A 20,077-nucleotide genomic window follows, 5' to 3' on the forward strand; every position below is an offset into this window, starting at 1 on the left:
TTCTGTTGATACACTAAAAAAAGATTCTGAAGTGAAAGTTTTGTTTAATTGCACAGAAGAAAACATAAAAACTGCCATGATGATGTTTAATAACAAATACCTAAAAGGATTGTTATTAAGAAGAAATTCTATTTAAAAAACAAAACTGTATCCATAAAATAGTTTTTTTTGGAAAACATCTAAACTTACTCTATCAACCCAAAAGCAAAAAGTGGTTTTTTGTCCGTGCTATTGTCGTAGGAATCGGCAAGAATAATTTTTCTTCCGGTTTTAATTCCTTTAAATTGACTTCTACCTTTACCCTTGCCCCCGATTTCAAAAACAATATTATCATCAGGCAAAATATAATCAGGTGTTTTTTTGCCGGATGTGGATTTTAAATAAAAAATATTTTTGCCAATCATTCTGCAGGCTTCAACAAAAAAGTCTTCTCTTAATCCACCAATACAAAAATCAAAATTTTGATACAACAAGCGATAAGGCAAATCTAACAAAATTTTTGGTTCTTTTAAAACATTTGTGCCTTCTGGCCAAACAACTTGCAAAATAAACGCCTTCTCCAAAAGTGAGACATACTGTTCTGCTTTATATTTAGTTACACCCAAATTATTTGCAATGCTGGAATAATTTAGCCCCTCTACCTGTGACAGAGCTGCAAATTTTACAAGCTTATTTATAATCTCAAGTTCTGCTACTGTAATATTTTTATTTATGCGAGGAATATCTTTATAAATTATAGCATTTAAAATATTCCCAAGCAAAGGCATAATATCTGGTTCTTCCAAAGCAAATGGCATTAACCCACCTTTAATGTAAGCATAAAAATACTGCATAAAAGATAGGAGATTTGATGGAAGCTCTTCATTTATAAAATCTTCAAAAGACAGAGATGGAATTTGGAATTGATTTTTAAATTCAATGTATTCTCGTAACGTAAATGGATAAAGATTTTTTAGCAAGACACGTCGTGAAATGTCATTTTTATATTTGACCATAGAAAGCGCGGTAGAGCTTGTAAAAAACACTTTTATATTTAAAAGTTCGTAAATACTTTGTATCTGGTTATCAAATTTTTCATAAGCATGGACTTCATCCAAAAAAAAGTTTACTATTTTTAGCTTTTCTTTTAGTTCTTGTATAACGGTAAACATATCACCGTCAAAACTTTCCATAGAAATATAAAAAGAACAGGGCATGCTTTGCGCAAGTTGTTTTAGCAACGTCGTTTTACCAACGCCACGCGGGCCAACAATACCTACAAAATGTTTACCTGTATCTTCCAATAATTCGGTATAAAGTTTCCTTTTTTGTGCATACTGTTCAATACTTTTCTTTGATAATCTGTCTAATTCTATAAGTTTATTAAATTCCATATTGAACACCAATTAACATAGATTTTGTTTAATTATTTAACAAAATAATATATATTTTGTCAAGCAATTAAACAAAATCTAACTATCTTTCCTGAATCCGATCAAGTCAGGTACTAACACAATGGCTATTACTGTAATGCCCGTTATGTTAACGTTAATGAGAGAGTCTCTAAAATCCCTTAATAGTATAGTGGAGGATAAAATTAATGTTTAAATTTTATGATAGAAAAAATGAACTTCAGGTATTATCTAAAATTAAACAAATTTCTTCTAAAATAGCTCAAATGACTTTTGTGATTGGTCGCCGTATAGGAAAAACAACGCTACTTATAAAAGCCCTTGAGGGAACTACAACTCTTTATTTTTTTGTAGCTAAAAAAATGAAGCTTTACTTTGCTAAGAATATCTCAATGAAATAAAAGAGAAGTTGTCTGTAACTGTTTTCGGATCTATTACAACATTTAAAGATTTATTTGCCTATGTTATGGATTTGTCAAAACATCAAACCTTTACTTTAGATTATTGATGAGTTTCAAGAATTTTTAATATTAATTCCTCTATTTATTATAGCGATATGCAGCATATATGGGACATAAATAAGCATCAAGCCACATAAATTTGATTTTGTGTGGTTCTATTTATTCTTTGACGTCTTTGACGCAGAAATTTTTGAAAATTCAAAAGAGCCTCTTTTTGGAAGGACTACATCTAGACTACAGGTACTTCCATTTTCTATTGACACGCTTAAAAATATTCTCAACGATTACCTACCAGAGAAGCCTTGCTCGCAATGTATGTTCTTTCTGGTGGCGTTGCCAAGTACGTTGAACTTTTTATACAGGCAAAAGCTCTGTCTTTTGAAGCAATGATCAATGAAATATTTTCAGAAAATTCGTTATTTTTAGACGAGAGGGAAAATATTCTAATTGATAAACTTGGGAAAGATTATGACAACTATTTTTCAATTCTTACTTTAATAGCATCTTCTAAAACGTCTAGAAGTGAAATGGAATCTACTATGGAAATGCAAGTTGGTGGTTTTTTGGATAGATTAGAAAATGATTTTTCTTTAATTTCAAAAGTCAGGCCAATTTTTGCAAAACCATTAAGTAGAAATGTACGATACCGTATTACAGACAACTTTTTAAATTTTTGGTTTAGATTTATATACAGATATCGTAGTGTTATTGAAATGCATAACTTTAAATATGTAAAAGATATAATTAAAAGAGATTACACAACATATAGCGGCACAATTTTAGAACGTTACTTTACACAAAAAATCGCAAATGAATGTAATTTTTCTGCAATTGGTTCTTATTGGGAAGTCGGAAATAAAAATAAAATTGATATTGTCGCTATAAATGAACACGAAAAACGTGTGCTCATTGCTGAGATAAAACGTCAGAGAAAAAATATAGACATCAATTTATTAAAAAGCAAATAGATTAGTTCAAAAATTAACAGGGTATAAAATAGATTTCCAGGTCTTTTCTATGGAAGATATGTAATGTAAACCTAACATTAGGTCCAGTCTATAAAATTTTATAGACTTAGTTTATTATATACCAAATTAGCAATAGAATAACTGTTTTTGATGAAATTGAATATAATAGGGTTGTCAGTCCGCTTGTTTTATTATTCAAACAACGAAGGTTCATCCTGGCATCTTTTATTAATCAATGTATTCTTATAACATACATCATCATCCCAAAGTGTTTTGCTTTCAATAACAATTTTTGGTAGAATTTTTTTATGAAAGTGTGTAAGTTACCTAAAAAGAGTAAAGACCATTCCTATATAACTTTTACAGCTAAGCAGAATCAACTGCAAGAAAAAAAGTTTGCTTGTGTGCCCTCTAACAAACGTATTGTTTTTGCTCCACACTGTATGCGAAACACTTTTACATGTACTGCCGTTGAAAAAGATAGTTATTATATTTGTGCTGAGTGCGGTTCTTGTAAAATAGCTCAAATAAGCAAACTTGTAAAAAAATTAAATTATATGGCAATGTATATTGTAAAAGGTGGTAGGATAATAAGTAAAATTATACAAGAGCAAAAACCACAAGCTATAGTTGGGATTGCTTGCTTTTTTGAAGGTTATCAAGCTTTTAAAATGTTAAAAGAAGAAAATTTGGCTGTACAGTTTACTCCTCTTACAAAAGATGGTTGTTTTGCTACTGATACAGATTTAGAAGAAGTAAAAAGAGTGCTTAGTTTAGGTTGTTAATTGTTAAATTCTTATCTTTACTCCAACATATTATTTCTTCTCAAACTTTTTTACTAGAAAAATAAAATAAAAAAATGTACGATATTTTTATAATTAATAAATTATATATAGAATATTGTTATATAATATTGAGAATCAAAAAGGAATAAAAATGACGACATTAAAATTTACTGAGTTAAACTTATCTAACGAGATAATTAAAGCTGTTGCAGATTTAGGCTTTGAAGAAGCTACGCCCATACAAAGTTTGTCTATACCAAAACTTATGTCTGGGCTAGACATTATTGGACAAGCTCAAACAGGTACGGGGAAAACTGCAGCTTTTGGTATACCTGTTTTAGAAAAAATTGATCCTAAAAATAAAGATGTACAAATTATAATTTTATGCCCTACAAGGGAACTTGCAATACAAGTTGCTGAAGAATTAAAACTCTTTTCAAAATATAAAAAGGGTATTAATATAGTGCCTGTTTACGGTGGACAGCCCATACAAAGACAAATATTTGCTCTTTCTAAAGGGGCACAAATTATTATAGGTACGCCTGGTAGAGTTATAGATCATTTAGAACGTAAAACATTAAAGCTCCAAACAGCGTCCACAATTGTTTTAGACGAAGCAGACGAAATGTTAGATATGGGATTTAGAGACGACATAGAATTAATATTAAAATCTATGCCTCAAGAAAGACAAACTGTCTTTTTTTCTGCAACAATGCCTAAAGAGTTTTTATTTCTTACGAAAAAATATCAAAAAAATCCTGAAACTATAAAAGTTATAAGCGAAAAGCTGACAGTACCTTTAATTGAGCAGTATTATTTTGATTTAAGAGAACACCAAAAATTAGAAGCTCTTACAAGGTGCTTAGATATGCATTCTCCAAAGCTTTCTATTGTATTTTGTAATACTAAAAAAAGAGTAGATGAAATAACTTCCTCTTTGCAAGCCAGAGGATATGGTGCAGACGCATTACATGGGGACATGAACCAATCTCAAAGAGATAGAGTTATGACCAAATTTAGAAGTAACTCTATAGAAGTGCTTGTAGCAACAGATGTAGCGGCAAGAGGAATAGATGTAGATGACATAGACATGGTATTTAACTATGATGTGCCAAAAGATGACGAGGATTATGTGCACAGAATAGGCAGAACCGGAAGAGCTGGCAGAACCGGCAAAGCGTACAGTTTTGTTTCAGGTAAGGATATATACAAATTAAGAGATATTCAAAAATATACAAAAGTAACAATTAAAAGAATTAAAGTGCCTACATTGTCTGATGTTGAAAACGTGAAAACTACGATGATGCTTGATAAAGTAAGAGAATCTTTAAAAGAAAAAGATTTAGAAAAATATTCAAGACTTGTAGAATCTTTAATTGCTGATAATTTGACTTCTTTAGATGTTGCTGCTGCTCTTTTAAAAATGCTGTTTGCAACTCAAAAAAAAGAGCAAGAACAAAAAGCAGATATTTTTGCAAACACAAAAGATAGATATTTAGATACTGGCGCTAGAGATAGAGGTATGGTCAGGCTGTTTATAAATATTGGTAAAAAAGACAATGTAAGAGCTGGTGATTTTGTAGGAGCTATTGCAGGAGAGGCAGGTATTAGCGGTGATATGGTTGGAAACATCAAAATTTTAGATGCTTTTTCTTTTGTTGAAGTGCCCCTGGAGCATGCAGACAATATAATAAATGCCTTGCATTCTAGCAATATAAAAGGAAAAAGGGTTTCTGTTGAATTGGCAAAAGGATTAACTGACACCTTTGAAAAACGTTCTAATAATTATATATGTTTTTCAGGCTCAAAAACTTCAAACTCAAGAAATAGAGGATAATTATATGCCAGTATTTGAATTTGCCTGCAATAACTGCAAAGAACATTTCGAAATGCTTATTTTAGAGAGCGAAAGTAAAATAGAATGTCCAAAGTGTAAAAGTGTTGATACTATAAAGCAGTTTTCTACATTTTCTGCAAAATCACAAAGCAATAAATATAAATGTTGTAGTGGATGTTGCCATCATTAAATTAGATTTAAAATAATTTAATTATCGTGTCTTTTTCTTTCGGATTGCTTGTTGCAACCATCTTTATTGAGAAGAAAATTACTTTCTTTTAGGCAAGTAAGAGTAATTGTCTTTTGTAAGACTTGGTATTGTTTGAGATTCTTGCAAGTATTTCATTAACTGTAATAGTTATAAGTTTTAACACTTACACCATCTCTGGCAATAGTACTATTACTGACTCTTCTAATCCTGAGTATGGGAAAATAAATACTTCTTCCCCTTGGCTTTCTTCTAACTTTAATGTCTCTTCTAATAACTCTCTTGTTATTCATTCTACTATGTCAAGTTACAACAACATCTACGGCTCTGTTAATTTCCCTTTTGCTTCTTCTTCTGTTTCATCTGGTGATTCCAATGTACCTCTTAAAGACTCCATCATCTGTTCTTCTATTTCTCTTACCATTTATAATGATTTAAATCGCTCTTACATCATAGGCTCTTTTTCTTTGTTAAGTGATGCTATTAGATATATCACTCCTTCAAACAATCTCATTAATTCTACTTTCTCCTGAAGCTAAGCTCCCTATACCAATAACTCTATCAACATCTCTAGCTTTTCTAATATATCAAACATCTATGGCGCTTATATATACCTTGATACTAAAAATGATTCTTCTAACCCTGTTACCCTCACCTCTTCTTTTTATCTAGATAACAATTCCATTAATATTTCTTCCTATTGTAATGTAGACCGCATATACGCTGCTTACCTAGACCTATACTCAAACTATAACGCTCTTTATCATCCTAGTACTATCTCTGTTTCCTCTAATTCCATTTCTATTAGTTCTTCTATTAACTACTCACAAATATACTTTGCTCAGTTATCCTTTCAAGGAGGAAATACTACTACTGAGGTTGATAACCTCCTCATTAATAACAACACCCTCTCTTTTACTGCCTCTGATATTGATTTGTCAACTACTAATGTTTATTTAGTTAATACTAGTACCCATTCTCAAAATTCTATTATCCATAACACCATTGCTGAAAATAACTACGTTAATTTCATTAATGCTAAACCAGATCTTGTTGGCATCAGGATGGTGCTCCTGTTAAAATATTTAGAAAAGGTATAGATGTGTTTTGTGGATTACAAACTTTTATTAGGACAAATAGAAAGAAAAAACATTGAGATTTTTAGAGAAACCTATTAATCTTGCATTTACATGGCCTTAGTTTTATACTTTATTCTATAAAAAATAATTAAAAAACTAATACTGCCACAAAAAATAAAACTTAAAAGCATTCCGAACATAAAGATCTTATCATTGCGGATATATCCATGTAAAATACTAAATAACTGGATTATATTAAACCCAATAAACGTTATAAGCGATAAACCTTTAGTGTTTTTTGTCTTATATAAATTAATAGCTTGCGGTAAAAATAGTACACCATTTATAAACATTCCAACTCCAAAAACTGCCTCTATAAACCATATAGTATACTCTTGCATTTGTTCTCTCCTAGACACTATAAATTAAATATTAACTACACATTTTTTTGTTTTATAGTATTTAAAATCAACCTTATTTCAGTACCTATATTTTCTTTACTATTAATCAATATTTGCGCATTCATATCTTTTAAAGTTTGCATAATTTGCCCAAACCCTAAACCGTGTCCATTTTTTTTTGTTGTTTGCACTTCTTGACAATTTATTATTTTTTCTATCGTTTCTTTTGGCATTCCTTTCCCATTATCTTTTACATAAATTTCTACTTTGTCTTTTTTTAGAATATAACCAATATCTACTCTGCCTTCGTCTTTACCCTCTAACGATTCTATAGCATTATTGATTATATTAGACATCATCCTAGAAAATCCAGAAGAATCTCCTTTCACACAGACAGAGCTATTTTCTTTATCTGGATAATAATTAATTTCTACACTATTTATTTTATATTCATATTTTTTAATTTCTACTATGCTATCCAAACTTAAACCTAAAATTATGTACTCTTCTTTATTTTGAGATGGTTCCATTTTTTTGAGATTCATGCATGCATATTTATCCATTAAACTTTTAGACATAGTCTCTATACTTTTAATAGATAAATCCAAAATATTCTTTTCTTTTTCAGATAGTTTATCAGCACTCATAAACTGAACCATTTTCAAAGAAGATATTGGAGAAAATATATCATGACTTACTTGCTTTGCAATATTATAAAGCTCTTCTTGTAATATTACCTTTTTTTGTAACTCTTCTGCTCTTCTACGATCTGTTATGTCCATTGAAGTACCTATAATTCCAACAACATTATTGTTTTCATCATAAAGTGGAGATTTCTTTGTTAATAATGTAACACTTCTACCATCCAGAAAAGTTCCTGTTTCAATAATTTCTTCAGATATCTCAGTTTTCATAATTCTTTTATCTGTTTTCTCTATTACCTCAGCAGCATATTTTAGTAATAAATCATAATCTGTCTTACCAACTACCTCTTTTGGAAAATTTAACCCTAATATTTCGGCTTCCATTTGATTACAACCCAAATAAACTCCATTGATGTCTTTCCAATAAACACATCCTGGAATATATTGCAAAATATTGTCAATATAAGTTTGAGTTTTTAAAAAATTTTGCAATTCTTCTTTTGTTTTACGATCTGTTATGTCTATTGAAACTCCTATAACTCCAACAACATTATTGTTTTCATCATAAAGCGGAGACTTTCTTGTTAACATTACCACCGTTCTACCATCACTCAAAGTGGGAATTTCTATAACTTCTTCTGGAACTCTGCTTTGTATAACCATTTTATCTGTTTTTTGTAATATAGAAGCAGTATCTTTCCATGAAAAATCATAATCCGCTTTTCCTATCATTTCTTCAGGAGACTTTAAACCTGCCAGTTCAGCTTCCATTTGGTTACAGCCCAAGTAAACCCCATTAAGGTCTTTCCAATAAACATATCCAGGAATATACATCAGAATGTTATTAGGGATATTCATAAAATTCCCTTTCCAAAATCCACAGCCAAATATCCCTGCTGTGAATAAACTAATGAACTAAAAAAACTATTACCACTGTATATTTTATTCAGAAAAATAGAAGGAAGATCTTTATAAACAATCAATGAAGAAGAAACATCAAATATTTTTGGAGTATTCAAATATAAAGGGAGCTCTGCCAGAAAGTATTTTGCAGCAATATTTAACGCTTCTTCATTTACAAAATCAGAACTACCTTTACCTGCTAACACCCATTTTGAAGTTTCTAAACATCCTTTTCTAAAATCTTCATTAGTCTCATATAATTTTATACAAATATCATAAATTTCTAAGTATTTCCGATTATTCATAAGGTCACTAAAAAAAATCATTTGATTTTTAGCTTCATCGTCTGAAAGATTATTAGCAATAAGTGCTCTCAGAGCTTTATGTTCTAAATTTTTATCATGCTTTCTTGTTTTTTTCTTTGCTTTTTCCTCACTACAACCAACAGCTTGAAGCGTATATGCTGAAATTTCAGTAGGGATAAAAACACTGATTTTTTTAAAATTAGCTAATCCCCACGCAAATAATCGTTTTAAATTCTCTTCCGAATAATAACTATTAAATGGACTTATACCTATTAGAGCATGTTCTTTTAGATTAAATATCTTCTCTGATTTAGAATTAATAAATTTTACTGAAGCTACATTTTTTTCACTCATAACAATACCTTTACCGTAATCCTAGATCTTATAATAATTTTTTGAACAAAATATGTAGAAGTTACTTTTGCTTTTTTAGCATATCGTCACTACTTTATAACGCCAGTAACAATAATAATCGCAATATCTTTCATTTTTATGTAATTTCAACTTTAAATCCCACACATTATAAAAACCTTCTCAGCCTTAATAAGAATCAACTTATTATTCGAATATATTTCCCTCCAAAACCAATATATTCTTTCCATCTGTAGTAAATTTCTTCAAACTGCACTATTCTTTTAAATCTTACAAAAAATATTAAAACTTTGCTTTGTTTTACAGCGACCAATTTAAAAAGTTGAAATTTTCATCAGGTTGAGGTATTATGATTGAAGACTGATATGGCCATCTTTCAACTTCATAAGAGTCTTCATTAACGCTAACTACAAATTCCATATTATCATACTTACAAGGAAACTTCAAACTTTCAAACGGTATAGAAAGCTCTATACTACTTCCAAAATTAGCTTTGACTGAATCTTCAATAGTTTCTTGTCCATTGTAAACAATTGAAACATTTTTTATTTGTTTATTACTGTTAATTTTCAAAACAATTTTCACCTCTAATGGTCTTATAAATACCAAATTAAAATTATACTCTTCTAATGGTTTGGATATATTTTGCTTGTTTAAATCTAACTTCAAGTAAAAATTTTTAATATCAAATCCAAAATTAAAAGATTTTAAAACGGTAGAGATTTGATGCATAGAGCCACCAGAACGGCCAATCTCATAATAACCAGAATTTTTCCATTCAAAAAAATCTGTAACATTACCATCAATTTTGGGATATATAAAATCCTGTGGTTTTATAATTTTATCATATTTATTTTGAGCGCTGTTTATAGATTTATAAAAAACAGCTGGCACCTCTTGGCCCAAAATTTCATATATTTTTATCAAATGCTGTCTATATATAAAATCAAACTCGCCATCACTACTAGAAGAATGGTCATCACCATACCACCAGTTCCAATCTGAACCTTGCGCAATATGCAAATTATTTAAAACTTCTTTTTCTACATCCGCCCCTTTAAGTTCTGGATGTTTATTAAAATGGTCTTTAATAAAATCTCTTGTAGCAGCTAAATATTCCCAAGAAATATTATCTTCTTGGTGCCCTATCCAAACACCAAAATTTCCATTAATCCACGATCCTGCAGTTAAATTTGTTATTGTGTCACTTGGAGGAAACTTCTCAAGATATTCACTTATTCTTACAGTTTCTATGTTAACCTCTGTACTTAGTCTTTCGTACAGCGCTTGTAAAAAATCCCAGCCATCGTTTGAATAATATTCCCAACAATTGTCCCCATCTAAAATCACAGAAACCAGTGGAGCTTCACAAATACTAGAAGCATATTCGCCTATACTTTTTACTTTATTTATAAAATCATTAGCTGCATCTTGGGGAGCCCATTTTGAGTAAACAAAACCTATAGAATCAGATAAACCATGGTCCCTAAATATAATATCTAAATTTTTACCATTAATATTTAATTTAAAAGGTTTAAATAAATGTCTTCTATCTCCATTAAGATATTTTGCGCTGTTAAACAAAACTGATTCATCTGTGGCTATCCATTTCAATCCTGTATCGCTAATTAGGTCAACTGTAGCGTTAGATACAGAACCTTCAGATGGCCACATGCCTAAAGGTTTTCTACCAAAAATATTTTGATAGTAGGACACTGCAGTGTTTATATGCCATAAAGCATCTTCAGGATAAGCAAATCTTTTAGAAGGAAGGTTAATCTTTGGCGTTGCCTCAAGAGCAGAATTTGTATCGCATAAAAGAGGAAGTATGGGATGATAAAATGGCGTTACAGAAACTTCAATTTGTCCTTTATCTTGCAATTCTTTATGTTTTTTTACAACCATACCACAAATTTCTATATGTTTTTGTATAAGTTTATTTTTATCTTCTTCAGTAAAATCTCTACCTTTACTATATAATTGCGCTATAAACTTGTCATTTTTACGCCAATATGGGTCTGTCCAAGATAGGTTAAACCAAACCTGCAAATCTCTAAAATCTTCCACATTAAATGTTTTATAAATGTTTTTATTCCAATCTCTAAAGGTTTCTCTGCCTCTCTTTTCTAAAAGTTCATTATATCTATCATGAGGAGCGATCATCGTATCCCAATTAGCCATAAAAAAATTATTTAGAATAAAAATTTTGTCTTCTTCTGTTAAATCACTTGCTGCTTTTAAAGTTACTTCTAAAAATTTATCTTTTGCTTTTCCAGAAGCGTAGTCTTCAAGCTGAACAAGCAAAGAAGGGACTAAATTTATGTTAGATTTAATTTTTGGGTAGTTATCTAATATTGCGACCATATCATAATAATCTTTAGTCGCATGCAACCTAACCCATGGAAGGTCATAAATTCCTGTGTTAGGATTTTTATAAACTGGTTGGTGCTGATGCCATAAAAATGCAAGATAAACTTTTTTCATTTCAGGATATAAAACTCTCTATACAAAGTATTCAAAATAAAATCTCTAAGATATTAATAGTTCTGTTTAATTATACTATATTTTTTGATTTTCTTCACTTTTAATAACTTTTAACTTAAATAGCATATTCTACTTTAGCATATTCTACTTTCAGCATTCCTTCCATTCTTTCTCTTGCTCCAATATATCCCCTACCACTTAAATTTATATTTATGACTCCCATTATACTAATTACTCCTATTTCTGCTAACCCAACTCCTCCTCCTGACTTGGTCACTTTGGTGACCACTCCTTTAATATTTTTATATATACATCTCATCTTTTTTTACTAATCCGACGAAGTTAGGTATTAGAATTCGCATCGTTATTAAATGGTGAATGTCCACTTTCCTCAATATTCCCATTTCCTGCAACCGCAGTGTTACGTATATCTCACCCATTTATCACTACTTCTTGCCCTCCATACATCTGATTAACAAGCAAAATACAACAGAAACTCATAAACAATAAAACTTCCTTATTCCTCATTCTCTCACTTCCTCTTCTTATAAAAACTAACAAAAAATCCTTTTTAATGCTTTCCTCATATTTTCTTTATTGTATTAATATTACTAGCATAACCATAATGACTTAATCTCTTTACTTCCTATTTCGAATATTCTTACTGTTTATTTCCTATTGCACAAGGTAATTGCTGATATGGTCAAAGTTCCTCAAAGATTAACAAAGAAGAGAGCTGAACTTCTATAGAATTGCACAAAAATTTCTTTATATATCCTCAAATCTACAAACAATTTCTTTATTCTCACTAAATCCTATCGCTAATAATACAACTTTATTCCTATTTCCATCACTCCCTACATACTTTTCATAATACTTCTTTGTTCTTATCTGTTCCATTGCTTCTTTTATCATTCCTTCTACTTTATTATTTTCTTTGCCATACTTTATCTCTATCAAAACAACAAAATCCTTGTGCTTCAATACTACATCTATTCTCCCTTTATCTGTCAATACTTCACTGTTTACTTCTATTCCTGTTGCCCTTGCCAACATTAAAAACAATGAATGATAATACGCTTCTTTGCCTATATGTAAACTATACGGTATATTTGCATACAGACTTTTTAGTATCCCCTCTAATCCTACTGAATCCTTACTCCTCATTACTTTTAGCAGCTTTCCTCTTAATGTTTGTACTTCTGTTATGTCTTTCTTTGTATATGCTTCTAACAAATCACCTAAAAATGCACTCTTTACTTCATAATTTGGGAAATCTATTATATATTCCGATTCATCTTCTACTATCTCTTCTTTCTTTATTGTCAAATATCCTGTCTGAAATAGTAATGCCATACTATTTACATTTGCATAATCGCTATTTCCTCTTAATGTTGCTGAACTTACTACTCTAGCTTCTGATAACAATTCCAAATCGCCTTTCTTCTTTATCTGTTCAATAAGGAATGTTGGCGTTCCTGTGTTAAACCAATATCCTTCAAATTTCTTACTCCTAAAAAACGATAATGTTGAAAATGGATTATATACAAATGTCTTTCCTTCCCATGAATATCCATTATACCATCTCTTTATACTTCCTATTGTCTCTTCATATCTCAATTCCAAACTCTTCCCTGCTTCTTCTATGTATTCCTTAAAATTACTCTCTAACTCTTCTTGCGTATATCCGCATATACTAGCGTATTCAGAGTCCATTGTTATATCATATAGGTTATTCAGAGCAGAAAACACTGATAATCCTGCAAATCTTGATACTCCTGTCATAAACATAAACTTTATATGTTCATCACTCCCTTTTATCACTTGATAAAAATTATGCAGTCTTTCTTTTATCTCTTGATTTACTTCTTTTGCTTTATTTAAACTATCTATCATTGGTTTATCATATTCATCTATCAATATCACCACTTGTTGCCCCTTACTCTTATGTAACTTCTCTATTAGCTCTGCAAACTTAACTCCTATAAGACGCGTTTCTGTTTGGTCAAGTGTAATCTTTTCTCTTTTTGCTGTATCTTCTAAGAACTTATCAAGTGAAATTTCTAATTGTTCTGCTGTCGCATATTGTATCTCTGTAAAATCCAAATGAATAACAGGATATTGTTTAGTCCAATCCCATTTGTCATATATATATAACCCTTCAAATATTTCTTTGTTCCCTTTAAATAATTCTTTAATTGTACTTATAAGTAATGATTTACCAAATCTTCTTGGTCTTGAAAGAAAATAAACAGACCCATTGTTTATTAAGTTATATATATGTTCTGTTTTGTCTACATAGAGCTTATTTTCTCTTATTAACTTCTCAAATGCCTGTGTTCCTACCGGTAATTTCTTCATAAGTATTCCTTAATAAAATAGAAAATATCATGTATATAATTTATATTTGTTATACGGTTTATAAATTAAGTTTATATTAATCAAGAGACGCAATTGATTATACTACTTTTTTTGATTTTTTTTATTTTTAAGCTCGTATCCTTCTAACTCTACAATAGCGTATTGGCGTATTGGAGCACCATTCCTTTGAATATTTATGACCTCTGCGCCTTTTATAGAATTAAAATCTTCACCTAAATGATTATCTATTTTTACTACTGCAGTTTTTGAAATCTCTAAATCTCTAGGAACATCCCAATATGCAAATTGGTTCTGCCTATCATTGTCTAGCACAACACCGACCTTGCCTTTTGTATAGTAAGCTATCACTCCACCCCATTGATGAGACTCTGTTACTGCATATTTAACACCTCTATGCAAAATATTAGTACCTAATTCTTGCCATCCTGTAAACCAATTTGTTGCATCAGCAATTGCAGCATCTTTAGAAAATCTATAAAGAGGAAATATTGTATATCTTATATGTAATCCTAAAAGAATCGAAGCCACAAAATTAAAAACAATCCCAATTAAAAGGATATTTTTTTTTAACTTAGAATTTGAAGTAAGTAAGAATTGAGCTGTCATGATACTAAAAGCAAAATAGGCGAATGCTGGCCAATTAGCTCCGGGATAGCTTTTTAGTGCAGTAATCATAAATATTGCTATTATAGGCACTGAAAAAGAAAATAAAAATCTTTGTTTATGTTTAAACACTGTATTTTTAGGTTTTAAATAATGTATAGCAGAAATAATACCTAAAATAAAAATAAACGGTCCTGCTACCAAGCATTGGGCTCCTAGATATTCAAATACATAACTTAAATGTAATTTACTACCAGAGGCTCCATGCTTAAACTGAAAAATAAAAGAAATCCATTCATTTTTGGAGTTCCATATAACCACAGGTAAAAAAGTTATGAAAGCCACAATAAACATAAAATAAAAATGCTTATTTTTTAGCCACTTTAGCTTTCCATCTAGTAGTATGTACGTAGCTAAACTTAAAACAAATAAAATCGCAGTATATTTTGAAAGTAATGATAATCCAAGGAAAAAGCCTACTATATACCAATACTTCATCTCATTAGACTCTATTAAACGCCACTGATAATATACAGCAAATGAAAAAAAGAGAACAACTGGCGTATCAGGCGTAATGATTACAGACCCAACCAACATAAGCGGTAATGTATTTAATATGACAACGGAAGCTGAAGCTACCATTTCATTAAAAAGTTTTTTTACAAATTTCCAAAGTAAAATACTCAATATTACTGTTACAATTATAGAAGAAAGCCTAACAAAAAGCTCAGAATCAGATAATAAAGTGGTGATTTTTATAAACCATGCAACCATAGGAGGGTGATCGTAATAGCTAAGTGCCAATTTTTTTGACCACAACCAGTAATATGCTTCGTCAGGATGAAGTGAAGTAGTAGCAGCTAAGAAAATCTTAAATAAAACCACAAAGGTAACTAAAAACAGTGTGTTTTTTTTATTAAAAATCTTTTCCATGGATGCTCTCGAGATTTCAAAACCATAAACTTTGATGTACTTAAACTACTTTCTTGAAATGTTTATCAAGATATGCTAATTATTATACCAAGATATGAAAAATTTTACAATAAACACTGACTGTCTAAATTTTCCACTAGATAGACCCTGTTCTTATCAAAAAAATGATGGTATTTTGTGTGAAGAATGTAATCAATATAAAAAGATTTCAAATTCGCAAGAAAATAAACGCATTTTAATTATAAAACTTGGTGCTATGGGAGATGTTTTAAGAAGCACATTTGTACTTTGGGGTTTAAAAGAACTGTACCCAAAAAGCACAATATCTTGGATTGTAGACAGTAAGAATGCAGCTGTTCTTGAGCATAACGCTTTTATAAATAATATTATCACAAATGATGAAAATTTATCTAACTTCCTTATAAACAACTTTTTTGATATTGTTATAAATCTAGATCTTGCATTTGAGAGTCTGTCTCTTGCTAAACTATCAAACAAAGCAAAAGTTATGGGCTTTACATTAGATGACAATAGAAACATTGTCGCTTCTAATGACTTTGCGCTACAATGGCTTAAGATGAGCGCTTATGACGAACTTAAAAAAAACAATCACTTCACATATCAACATTGGATGGCACAAATCGTGTCATTACCAAAAGACAACTACGAAATAATAGTACCTCTTCAAAAAAAAGCGCAGGAAAAAGCTTTAAATTTTTTAAATACTAATAATATCGCTTTAAGTAAAAAAATTTTAGGTATAAACCCTGGAGCTGGGAAAAGATGGAACCTAAAAAAGTGGACCTTAGAGGGTTTTATTGAAACTGCAAAACATTTTTCAAAAAAAGGGAACATTGTCTTGTTGTTGGGTGGAAAACAAGATGAAAAAGAAATTAATGCTATCTTAAAAGAAAATATTCCTGATGTAATATCTGCTGGAACAAATAATACAATCTCTGACTTTTTTGCAAAAATAAATTTATGTGACACTGTCTTATGTGGTGACACAATGGCTCTACACGCTGCTGTAGGCCTTAAAAAGAATGTTGTAACACTTTTTGGACCAACTTCTATTAACGAAATAGAAATATACTCTAGAGGTCTAAAAATACAAGGAAAAAAAGATTGTATTACTTGTTATAAGCAGGAATGTTATTTAGAAAACAATTGTATGCAAACAATCAAGTCAAGAGAAGTAATTAATGCTATAGAAAAGTATCTTTAGTTTATCTTAAGAGTTTTAGACAGCCCCTAAACTAAACAAAATAAAATCTGTAAGGGAATATAATGAAAACTGTGGTTATGATTCCAACATATAATGAAGCCTACAATATAAAGAAAATAATTAATGACGTTCTAAATTGCGGAATAGACTTAAACGTGTTAATTGTGGACGATATGTCTCCAGATGGCACATATAAAATAGTTGAAGATATTGCAAAACAAAATAGTAAAGTTCACTTGCTGCTAAGGAAAGAAAAAAAAGGTAGAGGATATGCTGGTAAAGATGGTTTTATTAAAGCCCTGGATATGAAAGCAGACTTTATAGTAGAAATGGATGGAGATGGCTCTCATCATCCTAAATATATTCAGGAGTTTTTGAAAGTTATAAAAGATTGTGACGTTGTTATAGGGTCTAGATACATAGATAATGGGAAGGATGAACAAAGAACTTTACTCCGGAGATTAATAAGCAAATTGTCACGATTATACCTATCTACGATTTTAGACGTAACTATAAAAGATCCGACTTCAGGTTATAGAATGTATAAAAAAGAGGCTCTTCAAAAATTTGTATCTAAGCTAAAAGCTAACGATCCTTTTATAGTAACAGAAGTTATATATCATATAAAAAAGAATAAACTCAAAGTAAAAGAATCACCTATAGTCTTTTTGAAAAGATTTGCCGGAGAATCTAAATTAAAACCAGCGATTTTAATTAAATATCTATTTAAAGTATTAAAACTAAAAATGTCTTTCTAAAACAAACTAAAGCGTATAAAAAATATGCGTTAAAGATTTTAAAATATTAGGGAAGTAATTGAATGAACTACAAACTGTGGTTTTGGATAACAAATATTTTCTCAAGTCTTGTTAGACTTTTGATAATAGGCAAAATAGGACTCACATTAGATGAGGCTCATTATTTTACTTATACAAAATATTCAAGTTTATCTTATTTCGATCATCCTCCAATGATTGCGTATCTAATTAAAGCATCTAACTTTTTTTTTACAAATACAGAATTTGCAGTTAGATTTCCAGCTGTTTTAATTTTCTTTTTATCTAGCTGGATTTTATACATATGCGCAAAGAAACTCTATGACGAAAAAACTGCTTTTATTAGCGTTTTATTATTAAACTTTCTGCCTGTATTCTCTTTTCTTGGAGCAGTAATAGCAATTCCAGACTCTCCACTAGCTTTATTCTGGCTTTTATCTTTACTTACTTTTATCAAAATAGTAGAAACATCTAGTATTAAGTTTTGGTATTTGTTTGGCCTCTTTACAGGTCTTGCAATGCTTTCTAAATATAATGCTGTGTTTTTACCTATTTCTGCAATTTTATTTCTTATTTTATCTAAAAAACACAGATTTTGGTTTACAAGGATAGAACCATATTTTGCTATTTCAATATCTTTTATAATATTTTTGCCCGTAATATTGTGGAATATACAAAATAATTGGGCATCTTTTGGATTTCAATTTAACCATGGTTTTGGCAGCTCAATTGCGAAATTTTCTTTTGATTTATTAGCAAAAGCAATAGGGGCTCAAGCTGGATACATCTCTCCTTTACTGTTTATAACTTTTGTAGTATCCATCTATTTATGTTTAAAAGATACGTTGAAGAAAAAAAATACAGCATCTTTACTTATTTTCTGCTTTTCAATCCCTATACTTTTTTTATTCAACTTTGTAGCGACATTTAATGAAATACTACCCCATTGGCCTATTATGGGGTACTTAGTACTTTCTATTTATGTCGCTCATTTAACATTAAAATTTTGGACAATAAAATGGTTTAGAATTTATTCTTATTTATCTTGGGGACTGGCATTTTTAATGATTATCATTGTCCCACTGCATATATTTTATAGAATAGTGCCAATAAAAAATTTTTTACCTAAAGACCAAATAGAAAACGTAAAACATGGCATTCCTGAAACTGAAAGAATAGACATTACAAATGAAGTCTATGGCTGGAAAGAAGTTGGGAATAAAATAAAAAAAATATTAAACTCCTATCCACAAAGTAATAAACCTTTTATTTTTACTTATAAAAGTTACCTAGCTAGTCAACTTCAGTATTGCGTACCAGAATTAAGAGTATTTTGTATAAGCGATAGTCCTAATGCTTACGACTTTTGGCAAAAAGATTTAAAAAAGTTTCAAAACAAAGACGGTTTATTTATTTGTAATGATTTCTTTTTTGCTAACCCACAAGACAGATATGGTACTCAAGCTTTTTCATCTTACCAGGAAATAAAGACACTCCCAATTTACAGAAATGGAGTAAAAATAAAAAACTTCTTTTTTACTATATGCCATTCATTTAATCCATCAAAGCTTCCAAAAGAATATTCTAAAAGCTATATAATTAAACAAAACAACATATATAAAGAACTAATAAGGTATGACCATACACTATTTAAATTTATTAATGACTCTTTAAAGTGTAAAGCTTTATACGTTTTTCTAGCTCCTATCTCTTATTTTGATTCCAAAGATATTAATATTAGTTTTTTAATAATTCTTGTAATATGTCTAGTAATACTATGGCAAAACAAAAAAGATACTTTTTGGACAAACTTTGCTCTTTTAGCAAGCGTTTTAGCTGTCGGCAGCGTAATTGAGTATTCTATGAAAACTTATTTTGAAAGGCCACGCCCTTTAGCTGTTTTTGGAGATGAAAATGTAAATATAATTTACGAGCAAGTCCATAGAAACTCTTTCCCATCTGGACACACAGGATTGGCATTCTCCATATCTACATTTATGTTTATACAAGTAAGAAAATATTGGTATTTATATATTTTCTTTGGAGTATTTTCAGGGTTCTATAGAATATATGCAGGAAGCCATTTCCCTTCTGACGTTTTTGTGGCAGCGATTATAGGTATTATTTCTGCCTATATTATTGTCGAATTATCAAAAGAATATATAAAAATATAAAGAATTGTTTGTTTATAGGATTTAACCCCTGACTTGACCTTTCGGGGGAACCCAAAAGGTCGAGTCAAGAGAGGCTGAGGATGAAATCCCTCGGTCTACTCGGCAAAAGGTAACTTTACACAAAATTTTTCACAGTCCCACTAAAA

At 30.1% G+C, this 20,077-nt stretch carries 17 protein-coding genes; 9 read left to right on the forward strand and 8 right to left on the reverse strand.

Going from position 1 to position 20,077, the window contains the following annotated elements:
• Positions 1-185 precede the first annotated feature (185 nt).
• A complete protein-coding gene (locus LBD57_RS02620) occupies positions 186-1,373 on the reverse strand; it encodes an ATP-binding protein (RefSeq protein ID WP_373469790.1) in 1,188 nt (395 codons plus the stop codon).
• Between the two features lie 206 nt (positions 1,374-1,579).
• On the opposite strand from LBD57_RS02620, the gene LBD57_RS02625 reads away from it, so the two are divergent.
• The 6 genes from LBD57_RS02625 (at position 1,580) to LBD57_RS02650 (ending at position 6,183) form a co-directional block, all read left to right on the forward strand.
• A complete protein-coding gene (locus tag LBD57_RS02625; RefSeq protein ID WP_373469791.1) occupies positions 1,580-1,792 on the forward strand; it encodes a hypothetical protein in 213 nt (70 codons plus the stop codon).
• 371 nt (positions 1,793-2,163) lie between these two features.
• Positions 2,164-2,820: an ATP-binding protein gene (locus LBD57_RS02630; RefSeq protein WP_373469792.1), complete on the forward strand. Its 657-nt coding sequence runs from the start codon at positions 2,164-2,166 to the stop codon at positions 2,818-2,820.
• A 308-nt stretch (positions 2,821-3,128) separates the two neighbouring features.
• Positions 3,129-3,605 carry a DUF116 domain-containing protein gene (locus LBD57_RS02635; RefSeq protein ID WP_373469793.1) on the forward strand — a complete coding sequence of 159 codons (477 nt, stop codon included), beginning with the start codon at positions 3,129-3,131 and terminating at the stop codon, positions 3,603-3,605.
• A 151-nt stretch (positions 3,606-3,756) separates the two neighbouring features.
• Positions 3,757-5,442: a DEAD/DEAH box helicase gene (locus LBD57_RS02640; protein WP_373469794.1), complete on the forward strand. Its 1,686-nt coding sequence runs from the start codon at positions 3,757-3,759 to the stop codon at positions 5,440-5,442.
• A 4-nt stretch (positions 5,443-5,446) separates the two neighbouring features.
• Positions 5,447-5,632 carry an FmdB family zinc ribbon protein gene (locus tag LBD57_RS02645; RefSeq protein ID WP_373469795.1) on the forward strand — a complete coding sequence of 62 codons (186 nt, stop codon included), beginning with the start codon at positions 5,447-5,449 and terminating at the stop codon, positions 5,630-5,632.
• 128 nt (positions 5,633-5,760) lie between these two features.
• Positions 5,761-6,183, forward strand: coding sequence for a hypothetical protein (locus tag LBD57_RS02650; protein WP_373469796.1), 423 nt, complete (start codon positions 5,761-5,763; stop codon positions 6,181-6,183).
• A 653-nt stretch (positions 6,184-6,836) separates the two neighbouring features.
• On the opposite strand, the gene LBD57_RS02655 is transcribed toward LBD57_RS02650, so the two are convergent.
• From LBD57_RS02655 to LBD57_RS02685, 7 genes are all read right to left on the reverse strand, one after another.
• Entirely contained in the window at positions 6,837-7,130 is a 294-nt protein-coding gene (locus tag LBD57_RS02655) for a PQ-loop domain-containing transporter (protein WP_373469797.1), read from the reverse strand.
• A gap of 35 nt (positions 7,131-7,165) precedes the next feature.
• Positions 7,166-8,632, reverse strand: coding sequence for a PAS domain-containing protein (locus LBD57_RS02660; RefSeq protein WP_373469798.1), 1,467 nt, complete (start codon positions 8,630-8,632; stop codon positions 7,166-7,168).
• Positions 8,629-9,336, reverse strand: coding sequence for a tRNA-dependent cyclodipeptide synthase (locus LBD57_RS02665; protein WP_373469799.1), 708 nt, complete (start codon positions 9,334-9,336; stop codon positions 8,629-8,631). Before LBD57_RS02665 ends, LBD57_RS02660 begins: the two co-directional genes overlap by 4 nt.
• 318 nt (positions 9,337-9,654) lie before the next feature.
• Positions 9,655-11,838: a glycoside hydrolase gene (locus LBD57_RS02670; protein ID WP_373469800.1), complete on the reverse strand. Its 2,184-nt coding sequence runs from the start codon at positions 11,836-11,838 to the stop codon at positions 9,655-9,657.
• 115 nt (positions 11,839-11,953) lie between these two features.
• A complete protein-coding gene (locus LBD57_RS02675; RefSeq protein WP_373469801.1) occupies positions 11,954-12,115 on the reverse strand; it encodes a hypothetical protein in 162 nt (53 codons plus the stop codon).
• A 491-nt stretch (positions 12,116-12,606) separates the two neighbouring features.
• On the reverse strand, positions 12,607-14,199 hold the full coding sequence (locus tag LBD57_RS02680; protein ID WP_373469802.1) for an AAA family ATPase: 1,593 nt from the start codon (positions 14,197-14,199) through the stop codon (positions 12,607-12,609).
• Between the two features lie 102 nt (positions 14,200-14,301).
• Positions 14,302-15,756, reverse strand: a complete 1,455-nt coding sequence (locus tag LBD57_RS02685) for a glycosyltransferase family 39 protein (RefSeq protein WP_373469803.1) — start codon at positions 15,754-15,756, stop codon at positions 14,302-14,304.
• A gap of 94 nt (positions 15,757-15,850) precedes the next feature.
• Between LBD57_RS02685 and LBD57_RS02690 the strand changes: the two genes are divergently transcribed.
• The 3 genes from LBD57_RS02690 (at position 15,851) to LBD57_RS02700 (ending at position 19,931) form a co-directional block, all read left to right on the forward strand.
• Positions 15,851-16,981, forward strand: coding sequence for a glycosyltransferase family 9 protein (locus tag LBD57_RS02690; protein ID WP_373469804.1), 1,131 nt, complete (start codon positions 15,851-15,853; stop codon positions 16,979-16,981).
• Positions 16,982-17,043: 62 nt separating this feature from the next.
• A complete protein-coding gene (locus LBD57_RS02695) occupies positions 17,044-17,739 on the forward strand; it encodes a polyprenol monophosphomannose synthase (protein WP_373469805.1) in 696 nt (231 codons plus the stop codon).
• Between the two features lie 62 nt (positions 17,740-17,801).
• Complete coding sequence (locus LBD57_RS02700; protein ID WP_373469806.1) at positions 17,802-19,931, forward strand: glycosyltransferase family 39 protein; 2,130 nt, start codon at positions 17,802-17,804, stop codon at positions 19,929-19,931.
• Positions 19,932-20,077 lie beyond the last annotated feature (146 nt).

This window comes from Candidatus Endomicrobiellum cubanum, from assembly GCF_031278955.1.
In the GTDB taxonomy this organism is placed as follows: domain Bacteria; phylum Elusimicrobiota; class Endomicrobiia; order Endomicrobiales; family Endomicrobiaceae; genus Endomicrobiellum; species Endomicrobiellum cubanum.

Bases quoted from the DNA above. Each gene is read 5' to 3' on its own strand.
- LBD57_RS02655 (WP_373469797.1), bottom strand. From the start codon at position 7,130: ATGCAAGAGTATACTATATGGTTTATAGAGGCAGTTTTTGGAGTTGGA.
- LBD57_RS02660 (WP_373469798.1), bottom strand. From the start codon at position 8,632: ATGAATATCCCTAATAACATTCTGATGTATATTCCTGGATATGTTTAT.
- LBD57_RS02695 (WP_373469805.1), top strand. From the start codon at position 17,044: ATGAAAACTGTGGTTATGATTCCAACATATAATGAAGCCTACAATATA.
- LBD57_RS02640 (WP_373469794.1), top strand. From the start codon at position 3,757: ATGACGACATTAAAATTTACTGAGTTAAACTTATCTAACGAGATAATT.
- LBD57_RS02685 (WP_373469803.1), bottom strand. From the start codon at position 15,756: ATGGAAAAGATTTTTAATAAAAAAAACACACTGTTTTTAGTTACCTTT.
- LBD57_RS02620 (WP_373469790.1), bottom strand. From the start codon at position 1,373: ATGGAATTTAATAAACTTATAGAATTAGACAGATTATCAAAGAAAAGT.
- LBD57_RS02645 (WP_373469795.1), top strand. From the start codon at position 5,447: ATGCCAGTATTTGAATTTGCCTGCAATAACTGCAAAGAACATTTCGAA.
- LBD57_RS02670 (WP_373469800.1), bottom strand. From the start codon at position 11,838: ATGAAAAAAGTTTATCTTGCATTTTTATGGCATCAGCACCAACCAGTT.
- LBD57_RS02665 (WP_373469799.1), bottom strand. From the start codon at position 9,336: ATGAGTGAAAAAAATGTAGCTTCAGTAAAATTTATTAATTCTAAATCA.
- LBD57_RS02625 (WP_373469791.1), top strand. From the start codon at position 1,580: ATGTTTAAATTTTATGATAGAAAAAATGAACTTCAGGTATTATCTAAA.
- LBD57_RS02635 (WP_373469793.1), top strand. From the start codon at position 3,129: ATGAAAGTGTGTAAGTTACCTAAAAAGAGTAAAGACCATTCCTATATA.
- LBD57_RS02630 (WP_373469792.1), top strand. From the start codon at position 2,164: ATGTATGTTCTTTCTGGTGGCGTTGCCAAGTACGTTGAACTTTTTATA.
- LBD57_RS02690 (WP_373469804.1), top strand. From the start codon at position 15,851: ATGAAAAATTTTACAATAAACACTGACTGTCTAAATTTTCCACTAGAT.
- LBD57_RS02700 (WP_373469806.1), top strand. From the start codon at position 17,802: ATGAACTACAAACTGTGGTTTTGGATAACAAATATTTTCTCAAGTCTT.
- LBD57_RS02680 (WP_373469802.1), bottom strand. From the start codon at position 14,199: ATGAAGAAATTACCGGTAGGAACACAGGCATTTGAGAAGTTAATAAGA.